General features: G+C 62.0%; 15 protein-coding genes. 8 read left to right on the forward strand and 7 right to left on the reverse strand.

Annotated elements, in window-relative coordinates; translation table 11 throughout:
* Nucleotides 1-133: 133 nt before the first annotated feature.
* From MY494_RS13240 to MY494_RS05315, 5 genes are read left to right on the forward strand one after another with little or no spacing between them, the layout of a single operon-like run.
* Entirely contained in the window at nt 134-637 is a 504-nt protein-coding gene (locus MY494_RS13240; RefSeq protein WP_305852213.1) for a type IV pilin protein, read from the forward strand.
* A 40-nt stretch (nt 638-677) separates the two neighbouring features.
* A complete protein-coding gene (locus MY494_RS05300; RefSeq protein ID WP_247911681.1) occupies nt 678-2,078 on the forward strand; it encodes a hypothetical protein in 1,401 nt (466 codons plus the stop codon).
* A 15-nt stretch (nt 2,079-2,093) separates the two neighbouring features.
* On the forward strand, nt 2,094-2,594 hold the full coding sequence (locus tag MY494_RS05305; RefSeq protein ID WP_247911682.1) for a hypothetical protein: 501 nt from the start codon (nt 2,094-2,096) through the stop codon (nt 2,592-2,594).
* The gene (locus tag MY494_RS05310; RefSeq protein WP_247911683.1) at nt 2,591-3,088 is read left to right on the forward strand and encodes a prepilin-type N-terminal cleavage/methylation domain-containing protein; all 498 of its coding nucleotides are present in this window, start codon (nt 2,591-2,593) and stop codon (nt 3,086-3,088) included. Before MY494_RS05305 ends, MY494_RS05310 begins: the two co-directional genes overlap by 4 nt.
* Nucleotides 3,064-4,293 carry a hypothetical protein gene (locus MY494_RS05315; RefSeq protein WP_247911684.1) on the forward strand — a complete coding sequence of 410 codons (1,230 nt, stop codon included), beginning with the start codon at nt 3,064-3,066 and terminating at the stop codon, nt 4,291-4,293. The genes MY494_RS05310 and MY494_RS05315 overlap by 25 nt, the downstream gene beginning before the upstream one ends.
* 18 nt (nt 4,294-4,311) lie before the next feature.
* Here the strand turns inward: MY494_RS05315 and MY494_RS05320 are convergent, their stop codons facing one another.
* From MY494_RS05320 to MY494_RS05335, 4 genes are read right to left on the reverse strand one after another with little or no spacing between them, the layout of a single operon-like run.
* Nucleotides 4,312-4,887: a prepilin-type N-terminal cleavage/methylation domain-containing protein gene (locus MY494_RS05320; protein ID WP_247911685.1), complete on the reverse strand. Its 576-nt coding sequence runs from the start codon at nt 4,885-4,887 to the stop codon at nt 4,312-4,314.
* Complete coding sequence (locus MY494_RS05325; RefSeq protein WP_247911686.1) at nt 4,865-5,341, reverse strand: GspH/FimT family protein; 477 nt, start codon at nt 5,339-5,341, stop codon at nt 4,865-4,867. Before MY494_RS05325 ends, MY494_RS05320 begins: the two co-directional genes overlap by 23 nt.
* Nucleotides 5,335-5,709 carry a hypothetical protein gene (locus tag MY494_RS05330; RefSeq protein WP_247911687.1) on the reverse strand — a complete coding sequence of 125 codons (375 nt, stop codon included), beginning with the start codon at nt 5,707-5,709 and terminating at the stop codon, nt 5,335-5,337. Before MY494_RS05330 ends, MY494_RS05325 begins: the two co-directional genes overlap by 7 nt.
* Nucleotides 5,709-6,113: a hypothetical protein gene (locus tag MY494_RS05335; RefSeq protein WP_247911688.1), complete on the reverse strand. Its 405-nt coding sequence runs from the start codon at nt 6,111-6,113 to the stop codon at nt 5,709-5,711. Before MY494_RS05335 ends, MY494_RS05330 begins: the two co-directional genes overlap by 1 nt.
* Before the next feature lie 88 nt (nt 6,114-6,201).
* Between MY494_RS05335 and MY494_RS05340 the strand changes: the two genes are divergently transcribed.
* Nucleotides 6,202-6,933 carry a hypothetical protein gene (locus tag MY494_RS05340; RefSeq protein WP_247911689.1) on the forward strand — a complete coding sequence of 244 codons (732 nt, stop codon included), beginning with the start codon at nt 6,202-6,204 and terminating at the stop codon, nt 6,931-6,933.
* Here the strand turns inward: MY494_RS05340 and MY494_RS05345 are convergent, their stop codons facing one another.
* Nucleotides 6,934-7,509, reverse strand: coding sequence for an alpha/beta hydrolase (locus MY494_RS05345; protein WP_247911690.1), 576 nt, complete (start codon nt 7,507-7,509; stop codon nt 6,934-6,936).
* Nucleotides 7,509-9,317, reverse strand: a complete 1,809-nt coding sequence (lepA, locus tag MY494_RS05350) for a translation elongation factor 4 (RefSeq protein WP_247911691.1) — start codon at nt 9,315-9,317, stop codon at nt 7,509-7,511. Before lepA ends, MY494_RS05345 begins: the two co-directional genes overlap by 1 nt.
* A gap of 87 nt (nt 9,318-9,404) precedes the next feature.
* Between lepA and MY494_RS05355 the strand changes: the two genes are divergently transcribed.
* Both MY494_RS05355 and serS read left to right on the forward strand, forming a co-directional pair.
* On the forward strand, nt 9,405-9,683 hold the full coding sequence (locus MY494_RS05355) for a NifU family protein (protein ID WP_010312903.1): 279 nt from the start codon (nt 9,405-9,407) through the stop codon (nt 9,681-9,683).
* Between the two features lie 43 nt (nt 9,684-9,726).
* Nucleotides 9,727-11,007 (forward strand): serine--tRNA ligase, encoded by a 1,281-nt coding sequence (gene serS, locus MY494_RS05360; protein WP_247911692.1) that lies wholly within the window; start codon nt 9,727-9,729, stop codon nt 11,005-11,007.
* Here serS and mqo read toward each other — a convergent pair.
* Entirely contained in the window at nt 11,004-12,443 is a 1,440-nt protein-coding gene (gene mqo, locus MY494_RS05365) for a malate dehydrogenase (quinone) (protein WP_247911693.1), read from the reverse strand. The two genes, serS and mqo, sit on opposite strands and share 4 nt — an antisense overlap.
* Nucleotides 12,444-12,486 lie beyond the last annotated feature (43 nt).

Raw genomic sequence — 12,486 nt, forward strand, 5'->3', positions numbered from 1 at the left:
AGCCTCTAGGCCCGGACCCTAGGCAGGGCAGAGGATCTGCGCCACTCAGGGAACTCTCAGACAAACCTCAGACAATTGTTCTGGCCGCACCCATTTGCGCTGCATACGGTGAAGAGAAGCCACCGCACGATTCATGACGGCTTCCACCCTCAAGCCTCAGCTTCGCCACACTCTGCTGAGAAACCTGAACGCCAAACAATCCGGCAAAAAGAATTGGCTTCAGAAGGGCTTCACCTTGGTGGAGCTGATGATCGTGATTGTGATTGTTGGCATCTTGAGTGCCGTAGCCTTACCAAACTTTTTGAGTCAAACCGAAAAAGCAAAAGCTGCCGAACCAAAAACAAAAGTGTCAGCACTACTGAAACAAGCAGCCGCAGAAGCCCTGGAAGGCACCGCTGCAACAGCAGTAACAACAATGAACACAGCAACCACAGGCCCAGTCGCTGTTGCGACAGCAACTGGCAACTGGACATACACGATGAGCTCCGGATCAACAGCAGCCGACGATATCGTGGTCACAGCAGCACCCAAATCAGGTACCGCCGCCGCAGGAATAACGTCTATTCAGGGATGTGTCGACGTGAAGACAGGCGCAATTGAAGTCGAACAGTCAGCGACAGCAAAAACAGCTTGCTAAGAGCGCGCTTTGGAAGCCATTGACTACACAAAACAGGTCGATGAAGCAGCCAAGACATCTCAAAAGCAAAGATCAAGACAGGGGATTTATCCTCCCCCTCGTCATGATCATCTCGCTGATCATCGCCACCGGACTCATGGCCCTAGCCGCACGCTCGTGGCTCGGGCTTTCCGGCACGATTCGACAAAGCCAGTCCCGACAAGCCAGAGAGATTGCAGAGGCCGGAATTGCCAGAACACTCGAAAGCTTGAATCGCTCATATTCCTACCTATTGATCAAGAGCTACGATTCCAGCGTTAGCGGACAACCCTGGAACGACGGCGACTACATCTCATCGGTGTGCCCCGATGTGATCTTCGGAGAGCCAAGCCTGAGCGGCACCGTTGGCGCAAATGGGAAGTACACACTGCTGAGCTACCTTTTTCAAGGCAGCCCCTTCTACGGTGGCAAGGCAACCATTCGAATGAAGGGCGAGCGACTGCATTCAAACAACGCAGTCGCCGCAACTTCGATCGTCGAAGAGACCATTGATATACGACCCAAAAGCTGCACCAACTCCTTTGGCGAGCCGACGGTCACCAGCGGCTTCCCTGGCCTGCTAGGCCAGAAGGTTGTCCTTGGCAACAACGACGTCTTTGGAACACTCTCTGGGAATGTTCTTTGCCTCCAGTGCTACTCAGGAACGGACTTTGAATCACTGACCAGAGAGCAACAAGAGGCCTACATCCAAATGAATAAAAACGGCTCTGTAGCTGGCCAAATCTTCCTCGGACCGATTGATCTTCCTTCAGTTCCAGAACCTCCTGCAGGACTCACATTCGACACACCCGCATCTATCACAAGCAGCACGACACTAACCGCAGGACAAAACACTGGACCCTGCCGCATAGAAGACAAAGGAGATGAACCACCCATCACACATTGCGTCGTCGATGACATCAGCCTGAAAAGCAAGAACGAAATCCTCACGGTTGACACAACAGCAGGTGACGTGAGGATTTACGTGCGAGGAAGTGAAGCAGTCTTTACCGGCGGCGCAGCAATCAAACACATCCCCGACAGTGCAAGCGCAAGCTCTTTGGGTCTGTTCGGGAATCCAATTGACCCGGACAACACAACAACAGACCAATTGGTCCGCCTAGCAGGTGCATCAACAGCTAACGCGCTTTGGGCCTATTTCCCTGACGGGAATATGGGAATCAATGGCGGCTCTAAGGAAACGGCTGACTGTGATGCAGAAGGCGAATGCACTGGCGGAGATATCAACGGTGCCATCTGGGCCAAAGAATGGAATGGTTCCTCATCCAACGTTGCACAGCTTGTTGTGCCAGCCGATATCGGCACCCAACTCTTCAACAAATTCGGACCGCAATTCGCGCTTGGCATCCGCGACTACGTCGCCTTGGGTGTCTCGCATTGGAGCAGCTGGACCAAACAATAAGGCCGGGAAATCAAGATGACATCACGTCAAAGAAAACAAGGGAATGAAGGAATCAGCCTTCCAGAAGTCCTGATCGCCTCTTTCATCTTGATCTTGGTTGTCCTGAACAGCATCAGGATGACAACAAGTGCACTCAGCGGAATGGGCCGGTCCAAGAGCAGATCGCTTGTGGATGTCGCCATTGCAGAGCGTATTGAGACCTTGCGTAAACAGAGTTTTGACTTCCTCTGCACGCAAGGATGTAGCAACGATGAGCTGACCCAAGCGCTGAAATACGATCTCACGACCCTCAAGCCCCTTTGCGCGGAAAAGAACTTGGGGGAAGCCTTTTTAAGCAACCTGCCACCAACCGATAAGCCTGAGAGCTTCAGCGTGGCGTCGATCCCACCTGTGACCGTGGAGGTGACCTACACAGCAGAGCAAAACCGGCTGCATGTCAGCTATGCAGCCGCGACCAACCCAGACATGGTCGTCTCAACGACCCTCGTTCCCCATGCCCATGGGTGGTGTCCATGAAAGACGAGGCTGGTTTTTCGATGCCAGAGCTGATGGTTGTCATCGTGATCGTTGGCATCCTCTCGGGCCTCGCCATTCCCAATTTTCTGCAGCGCTGGGAGGACGAACGCCTCAACAGCGCCGCAAAACTCACCACCAGCTGGCTGGAAGATCTCAGACGCAAAGCCATTCAAAATTCAACGGTCTGCCGGGCCGTCATTGACAGTGCTGCCGCCACCTTCACGGGGACCTGCGATCACCAACCGACTCAAAGCTCGGTGTTGGATCTTCAGCAAGAGATCACCAACACCACTGGCTTGAGTTTCGCCTTGCAGAACGGTTCTCCCTCCACCTGGGTCTTCACCCCTCGGGGCACAACCACAACCGATGGCGACCTCCGCATCAACCTGCTCGGCAGCAGCCACGCACGTTGCCTGCGCTTGCTGGAACCCCTCGGCTCCTTGCGTGCGGGCAAGTTTCGCTCAGGACTATGCGTCTTCACCACCAGCTACTGAAGCGCACTCCGGCGGATGGCTTCACGCTCACGGAGGTGCTTGTGGCCGCCTCGCTTGGCGTCTTGCTGAGCTTGGTGGCTGGAGAAGCCCTGGTCTCCCACCTCCAATCCAATGCGCGTCTGGAATCTCTCGAGCGACTGCGCAATGACTGGAACCGAGCCAGCCACTTCATTGAATCGGAAGTCGCCCTGAGCGAGCGAGTACTCACCAGCTCCGGCTCCGTCAATTTGGATCAGTGCAGTCCTGAGATCACGGCAGATGAGTTTCGCTTCGCCCTGGAAATCCGGCGAGACCTACCGCCAGTGATTTATTTCGTACGCAACAATGAGTCGAACAGCTACAGCATTTGGAACGGCACGGAAAGCCTCTACCGCTGCGGTCCAGGGATTGCTGAAAACGGAAATTACTCCAACCAGATCACTGGATCGAGCTCCAGCATCGGAGGCAGCAAACTGGTCCTCGATGGTTTAACGCAAGACTGCAATCTCACGGTCATCACGGATCCAGGCAATACAACTAACACCAGCAAGTCACTACGGATCAACTTATGCATCAAGGGAATCAGCACCCAAACATTCGAAGGAGAAACCAATACCTACTCGCGCATCAGCCCAATCTTTTCCTACCCCAATGCCACGAGCCTCTGCAGCGATCAAAACCTGACGATTGAAGGGTTCTACAAACTCAGTGGTGGGGACAGTGACGCGAACAACCTCAGCGTCCCCCAAGGCGAAGTCCCCGAAGACCAAGACGTTTTGATCTGTGGCTATGGCGGGGGCGACACGATCGAGGGATCAACAGGGAATGACGTCCTTGAAGCAGGTGACTTAACAGGCAGCAGCCATCCCAGCGCCACACTCAGCGGCCTGGCCGGGAATGACCGACTCGTCGGAGGGAAAGGAGACGACACCCTCAATGGCAACGAGGGTGATGACGTCCTGATTGGCCAAGACGGCAATGACACACTCTCCGGCGGGTCCGGAGAGAACCGCTACCTCCCGGGCTTCGGCAACGACTCCGTCGTGGGTGGCCCTGATTTGGACGTGGTGTTTCTCGATGACGTCCGCAACAACTTCGCTGGCCTCAGCGCCTGCACCCGCAGCAATTGCAGCCTGAGCTACACCAAAGCAGGCACGGACTACACCCTGACTACGACCAAGGCAGAGGTCCTGATCTTCCGCGACGGTCGCTACGACCTGAAGTAACGAGCTTCCGCTTGCTACCTAAAGCAGCTCCAGGCCGGTCAAATCCAACAGCCGCTGGGAACGAATGGTTTGCTCGCGGCCGCCGCTCGCGAACTGCTGTTGCAACTCCAGCCGCAACACCCCCTCTGATGGAGATACCTCCGCTCCAGTTGCCATCAAGCCATCGATCACCACACGATTGGGAGTCGATTCACCTGCACTCAGCAACCCATCGAGGCCATAGGGCGGACCACAGCGCATCAACACCTGGCCTCGCCAGATCGCACTGGGGGCTCGCCCGAATGAATAACTAATCGGCCCAACTGCAGTCTCCAGGTGCAGCACCGGGGCGCGCCCCGCCAGGGAACAGGCCGGCTCCGCCAGCTCCGGCCAGGCGCTGATCCCCTTGGCCTGGCGCAAGTCAGAAGCAACCAGGTCCAAGCTGCGCCGCTGAAATGCCCTCTCCCGCAGGAGCCGCACCAGCTGGCCGCTGTTACGCCCCTCCGCCAGCAGGGCCTGCAGGATCACGCCAAACAACCCCATCCCTAGGGCCAGCGCCAACAGCAGCTCCACCAGGGAAAAACCAGCGTTCTTAGAGGCTCGGATCGACTTCACAGCCCTTCTCGCCGATCCGTCCCAATCGCACCACCCCAAGCGGCAAGCCCATCACCAAACAGCGCGCCAAGTCCGTCCCGGGATGCGTCAGCAATGCCGTGCCGCCATCCAACACCAAGCCCGAGCCGGTAAAACGCAGCAACTCGGGGAAGTTGTGTTGCAGCACCACCCCCTGCGGCCAAGGCACGCTACCGCTGAAACACGGCTCCAGGGCACTGCCAGCTGCGGGAGGCAGCCAGGCCGTCTCCCCCAGACGCATCCCGCAGGGGCCATGCCGTTGGATCGCCTCCGAGCGGGCGCGGTTAATCCCCTGCTCCAGGGACCGCGTTGCCGCCTCCAGACGCTGGCGAGCCAGCAACCCACCGCCGTTCTGGACGCTCAGAGACCCAAGCAACCCCAGCAAAGCCATCACCAGCAGCAGCTCCGGTAGGGAGTAACCAGCGGACCTCAACACAGCCCAAGCCCAGCAGCGGTAAAACGCCGCTGGCGCTCGAGCATGGGCTGCTCAAGGCCGCTCCAGACCACCTCCAAGCCGCGGCCATCGCTGGCGGGGCTCAGCGTCCGCTGGACTTGAGGGGGCGGCTGAATCCGTGCCGCCACCGGCTCCAGTTGCTCCTCCACCGCCGAGCAGGTCTGCCCCGGCGCAATCGCCTGACGCCAACGGGCCTGAAGTTGGAGACGATCGAGCTCGATCCGCTCCTCAACTTCGCTGCGGGAGGCCAACTGCTTCTGCTGTCCGCCGCTGGCCGCCCAGAGCTGGAGCGATCCCCCACTCGCGGCGGTCAAGAGCACGGCCGCCAGGCTCACTTCGATCAACTGCATCAGTCCAGCTCCCGAACGCCGAAGGGGCCCAGGGCAAAGCGCGCCTGCGCTCCCGACTCCGATAAGCGCAGCGCCAAGGTCCCGCCGCCATCGCTGGGGCTCCAGGCCTGCAGTTGCACGCCCTGGTCATCGAAAGCGGGCAGGCCAGTCGAGCAGGCCTCGGCCCACTGAGCCAAAGCGACCGCCCGCTGGCACTGCCCTAGCCCGCTGAACCAGTCCGCCCAGAGCTGGGCGGCGGAGGCCAGCTGATCGCGCTGCTGCACACCCTGCCGCTCCAGGTGCGCCAGGCGCCGGCCATGCAAGACCGCGGCCTGCAGCGACAGGCTGCTCAGCCACAGCAGCAGCACCCCGGCCAGGGCCAAGGGCAAGACAAAACCGGCCTCCTCAGGCGTTCGGCGTGACATCGGGATCCAGGCGAACTGGCCTGAGCGTTCCCAACCCGCAGGATCAAACGGCCAAACCTCGCTAGAACGAGTCAAGGAGAGCGTCTCCATGGCCGAGTCCAGGAATCGCGAAACCGAGCTACTAGAAAGCCAAGAGGCGCAGCAGTGGCGCGACAAGCTGCTGGCTGCAGGCCTGGGTCTACTGACCGCGGGACCCGTCGGACTGCTCGCTTCGATCGCCGCCTTTGAGCGGCTCAAAGGCAGCTGGGTGCCCTGGGCGCTAATCGGAGTCGTCACCGCTCCGCCTTTGGCCTACGGCCAGTGGGTGGCCCTGCGGATGCTGCAGGCGCCCGGCCCCGATGCCGAGATCAATGCCCCGTTAGCGGCCATCTCCATCAGCGAAGCCGATAAGGCCGCCCGCGCCTGCGCCCTGGCCCTGAAGAACAACAGCGGCAGCGGCGGCATCCGCAACCCGATCGATGGCAGGGAGCTGTTCTGCGACCGCAGTCACCCCACCACCGTCGTGATCACCAGCAAACGCTTCTCCCCCCTTGATCAACCCCGCTCCTGCGGCGGCAACACCCTCGAAGCCGGCACCCAAGCGGCCCAGTGGCTCGTCTCCCCAGCCGGCACCCTGGTCTGCAAAGCCGTCGGCCAGCCACACCTCTGGTGGAGCACCACAGCGATCAACCGCGCCGAGCTCTACCGCCGCTGCACCGAGAACCTGCGCCTGGAGGCCCAGACGGGATTCAGCAAGAGCGCTCACCAACTGGGCCGCCGCGATTACTGCGCCGAAGAGCGGGCCCTACTGGCCCGCGATCAAATCAACAACGCGAGCTGATCAGCCGTTCATTGCCGCGGCCTGGAGGCAGGCCGGCAGGAAGATCCACCAACTCAGCACCGAGCGGCACTGCTCCGGCTTGTCGCAGGGCAGCGATGAGCAACGCACGATCGGCGGACCGCTGAGGTTGAAGGCCATCGGCACCGGCAGCTGCTTCAAGATCCCCATCGCCGACAGCGTGCCGGACTTGGCGTTCTCGAGGATCGCGTAGCGCAGCGCTTCAATCCCGACCGTGCCGCTGGCCTTCAGGGGCCTGTAGGCCTGGCTCTGCTGAACCAGAAACGCCTCGCCTTCCTTGGAGTTCAGAAAGCGCGACAGGGTCAGGTAGTCCACGCTGTAAGGCTTGGCCAGGGCTACCCGCAGATCAGCCTCGGGCCAACCGGAGCGGATCACCAGCTGCATCAAGCGCTGGTCGCTGAAGGTGCCCTCGTTGATGAACTGCTCGAGCGCCGCGTAGGGGATGCTCCAGACATCGGCTCCCGTGGTGAGCTGAAGGGCGGGATACGGCTCCGCAATGGCCGGAGCGAGACCGGTGGAGGCAGTCAGCAGAACCGCCAGAGCCAGAACGCGCCGCATCACTGGTTCAGCTTCAGCACAGCCATGAAGGCCTCCTGGGGCACCTCGACCTTGCCCATCGCCTTCATCCGCTTCTTGCCCTTGGCCTGCTTCTGCAGCAGTTTCTTCTTCCGGGAGATATCACCGCCGTAGCACTTGGCGAGCACGTCCTTGCGCATCGCGCTGATGCTCTCCGAGGCGATCACCCGGCTGCCGATGGAGGCCTGGATCGGGATCTTGAACTGCTGGCGGGGGATCAGCTCCTTGAGCTTCTCCACCAGGCCCTTGCCCACGTTGTAGGCCTTGTCCCGGTGCACGATCGTCGTCAGGGGATCGGCCCGCTCGGCATTGATCAAGACATCGAGGCGCACCAGATCGTTCTTGCGGTAGCCGATCAGGGAGTACTCCATCGAGGCGTAGCCCTTCGTGCGCGACTTCATCTGATCGAAGAAGTCGGTCACCACCTCCGCCAGGGGCATCTCGTAGTGCAGGGTCACCCGCTCGGTGGTGATGAACTTCATGTCGATGAACTCACCGCGGCGCTCCTGGCAGAGCTCCATCAAGGTGCCGTTGTAGGTGTTCGGCGTGTAGATCTCGAGCTTCACGTAGGGCTCTTCGATCGATTCGCGCTTCTGGGGATCGGGCAGCGTCGCCGGGTTGTCGACCATCAAGGTCTCCCCATCGAGCATGTTCACCTGATAGATCACCGATGGAGCGGTGACGATGAGATCGAGGTTGTACTCACGCTCCAGACGCTCCTGCACGATCTCCATGTGCAGGAGACCTAGGAAGCCGCAGCGGAAGCCAAAGCCCATGGCGCTGCTGGTTTCCGGCTCGTACTTCAGTGCCGCATCGCTGAGCTGCAGCTTGTCCAGGGCCTCGCGCAGATCCGGGTACTGGTCGGCGTCGGTCGGAAACAGACCGCAGAACACCATCGGCTTGGCCTCGGTGTAACCCGGCAGCGGCGCCTCGGCGGGGTTGTTCACCAGGGTGATCGTGTCGCCGACGCGGGCATCGGCCACGGCCTTAATCGAGGCCGCCAGGTAACCCACTTCACCGGCCTGCAGGCTGTCGACCTTGCGCTGGTCGGGGGCCATCACCCCCACCTCATCGAGTTCGTAGGTCTTCTTGCTGGCCATCAGCAGCACCTTGTCCTTGGTACTGATCGAGCCGGAGATCACCCGGAAGTAGACGATCACCCCGCGGTAGGGGTCGTAATAGGAGTCGAAGATCAGTGCCCGCAGGGGCTCCTTCACCCGATCCGGCGGCGGGGGCACCCGGTCCACCACGGCCTGCAGGATCTCCGGGACCCCCAAGCCACTCTTGGCTGAACAGGGAATCGCGCCGGTGCAGTCCAGGCCAATGATCGCTTCGATCTCTTCGCTGATCCGATCGGGATCCGCGCCCGGCAGGTCGATCTTGTTGAGGACCGGGATGATCTCCAGGTCGTTCTCTAAGGCCAAATAGACGTTGGCCAGGGTCTGCGCTTCAACGCCCTGACTGGCATCCACCACCAGCAGCGCCCCCTCACAGGCCTGCAGGGAGCGGCTGACCTCATAAGAGAAGTCAACGTGACCGGGGGTGTCGATCAGGTTGAGGATGTAGGTCTCGCCGTCGGCCGCCTTGTACTCCATGCGCGCGGCCTGGAGCTTGATGGTGATGCCCCGCTCCCGCTCGAGCTCCATGTTGTCGAGGAACTGCTCCTGCATGTCACGAACGGCCACCGTGCCGGTGTCCTGCAGCAGGCGATCGGCCAGGGTCGACTTCCCGTGGTCGATGTGGGCAATGATGCAGAAATTGCGGATCCGTGAAGCGGGGACGTCGGTCATGCGCTGGTGAGAGTCCCGGCTCGGACGGCCTCGATCCTAGGCAGCGGCCCCGCGTTCCTAAGCTCGGCGCAACACCGTCTCAGCGCGATGAGCACCGAAACCCCAGCAGCAGCGGCGACCGAAAACGCCGATCCCCGCGCCCTAACAATCGAGAACGTGGAGCGCACCCTCGATGAGCTGCGTCCCTATCTGATGGCCGACGGCGGCAACGTGGAAGTGGTGGAAATCGACGGCCCGATCGTCAAGGTGCGTCTGCAGGGCGCCTGCGGCTCCTGCCCCAGCAGCACCATGACCTTGAAGATGGGCATCGAGCGCAAGCTGCGCGAAGCCATCCCCGAAGTCAGCGAAGTCGTGCAGGTGCTCTGAGCCCCTCCCCGTAGGCTCAGCCCACTGTTGAACCCTTGGGCCCGTGCTGGATCAGCGCCTGCTGCGCGAGAACCCTGAGCTGATCACCGAGCAGCTCGGGCGCCGTGGCATGAAGCTCGATCTCACGGGCCTGCAACTGATGGCGCGCCAGGAGCGCGACCTCGAAGAAAAGCGCAGCAACCTCCAAGCCGAGGGCAACCGCATCGGCAAGGAGGTTGGCCTCAAGATCAAGGGCGGCTCGGCTCCCAACAGTCCCGAGGTCCAGGCCCTGCGGGACGAGGGCAACCGGATCAAGCAGCAGGTCGCGGTCCTTGAAGAGGAAGAGAAGACCCTCGAGGCCAAGCTGCGCCAGGAGCTGCTGACCCTGCCCAACCTGCCCTCGGCCGAGGCCCCCGACGGCAAGGACGAGAACGACAACGTCGAGATCAAGACCTGGGGCACCCCCCGGGCCAACGAAGACTGGCTCGAGGAGCACTGGCAGATCGCCGAGCGCCTCGGCCTCTTTGAAACCGAGCGCTCCGTGCGGATCGCCCAGAGCCGCTTTGTGACCCTGATGGGTCTCGGGGCTCGGCTCGAGCGCTCCCTGATCAACTTCATGCTCGACCTGCACGGCGGCAAGGGCTACCGCGAGGTCCTGCCGCCGATCCTGGTCAACAGCGCCAGCCTCACCGGCTCCGGCCAGCTCCCCAAATTTGCTGAGGAAAGCTTCCGTTGCGCCGAGGACGACCTCTGGCTGACCCCCACGGCTGAGGTGCCCGTCACCTCCCTGCACCGCGGCGAGGTCATCCCCGCGGATCAACTGCCGCTCAAGTACGTCGCCTACACCCCCTGCTTCCGCCGCGAGGCCGGGAGCTACGGCCGCGACACCCGGGGCCTGATCCGCCTGCACCAGTTCAACAAGGTGGAGCTCTACTGGTTCTGCCATCCGGAGCACTCCGCCGAGGCGCACCAACAGATCACCGCTGACGCTGAAGCGGTGCTCGAAGCCCTGGAGCTCCCCTACCGCAAGATCGAGCTCTGCACCGGGGACATGGGCTTCTCCGCCACCCGCACCTACGACCTGGAGGTCTGGCTGCCAGGGGCCGGCGCCTACCGCGAAATCTCCAGCTGCTCGGTCTGCGGCGACTTCCAGGCCCGCCGCTCCGCCATCCGCTGCAAGGAGGGCAAGACCACTCAGCTGCTGCACACCCTCAACGGCAGTGGCCTGGCGGTGGGGCGCACCATGGCGGCCCTGCTGGAGAACGGACAGCAGATCGACGGTTCGATCAAGCTCCCTGCGGCCCTGGTGCCCTACTTCGGCGCCGACACCATCCCCGCGGCCTAAGCGCCCAGGCCCAACAGTCCATTGCTGCGCTGACGGATCTGACCCAGTCGCTCGGCACTGGCCCCCAGCTCCTCACCCCAGGAGGGGATCAACGCCTTGAGCTTCTGCTGCCAGGCCTCACTGGCCAAGCGCTCTCCCATGCAGCGCTGCAACACCTGCAGCATCGTGTCCACCGCCGTCGAGGCACCGGGGGAGGCACCCAGCAGGGCGGCCAGGGAGCCATCGGCACTGCTCACCACCTCGGTGCCCATCTGAAGGCTGCCGCGGCCGTTGACCTGCTTAATGATCTGGACCCGCTGCCCCGCCACCGCCAGCTCCCAGTCATTGGCGTTGACCTGGGGCAGGAAGTCCCGCAGGCTGTCGATCCGCTGCTTCGGGCGCTGGACGACCTGACCCACCAGGTAGCGGACCAGATCGAAGTTCTTGGCCCCGACCTGCAGGGTCGGCAGCAGGTTGTAGGGCTTAATGGAGCGGCCCAAGTCCAAGAGGGAGCCCTGCCTTAAAAAGCGGGTGCTGAAGCCGGCATAGGGACCAAAGAGCAGCGCCCGCTGGCCATCAATCCAGCGGGTGTCGAGGTGAGGCACCGACATCGGCGGAGCGCCAACCGCCGCCTTGCCGTAGACCTTGGCGTTGTGGGCCTCAATCACCGCCGGATTGCGGCAGACCAACCATTGGCCGCTGACCGGAAAGGCGCCGTAGACCCGCGCCTCGGGGATGCCTGAACGCTGCAGCAGCGGCAGGCTGCCGCCCCCAGCCCCCAAAAACACAAATGGAGCCTCCAGCTCCCCGGAGCTGGTCTGGACTCGCCAACCGGCACCGCCCCGCTCCAGGCCCAGCACCTCCTGGCCCAGGCGCAGATCCATGCCCTGGAGTAGCTCCCGGGTCAGCGCCCCGAAATTCACATCGGTGCCGCGGGCCACGCGGGTAGCCGCCAGGGGTTGATCGAGGCGACGGCCCGCCATCACCAAGGGCATCCACTCCCGCAGTTGTTCCGGATCGGTGCTCCAGGCCATGTCGGCGAACTGGGGCGCTCCCTGCAGGGCCTCAAAGCGGCGGCGCAGGTAATCGACATTCCCCTGACCCCAGACAAAGCTCAGGTGAGGAACCGCACGAATGAATCCGGCGGGATCGCTGAGCTGCTGGCCCTCGACCAAGGAGCTCCAGAACTCGAGGCTGCGCTCAAAGGAGGCATTGATCGCCAGGGCCTTGCCCGTTGGAATCGAGCCGTCGGACGCCTCAGGGGTGTAGTTGAGCTCGCAGTTGGCGGCATGCCCGGTGCCGGCGTTATTCATCGGTCCGCTGCTTTCGCAACCCAGCTGCGGGAGCCGCTCCAGCACCACCACCTTCAGGCCCGGATCGAGCTGCCGAAGCAGGTTCGCCAGGGTGGCGCCCATGATCCCGGCACCCACCAAGAGGGCATCACAGCGTTCACTCATGGAGCCGGAGTCAGGCAGGGCGCTCAACCTCCCAACGCTATGG

It is taken from the genome of Synechococcus sp. A10-1-5-1 (assembly GCF_023115425.1).
Taxonomy (GTDB): domain Bacteria; phylum Cyanobacteriota; class Cyanobacteriia; order PCC-6307; family Cyanobiaceae; genus Vulcanococcus.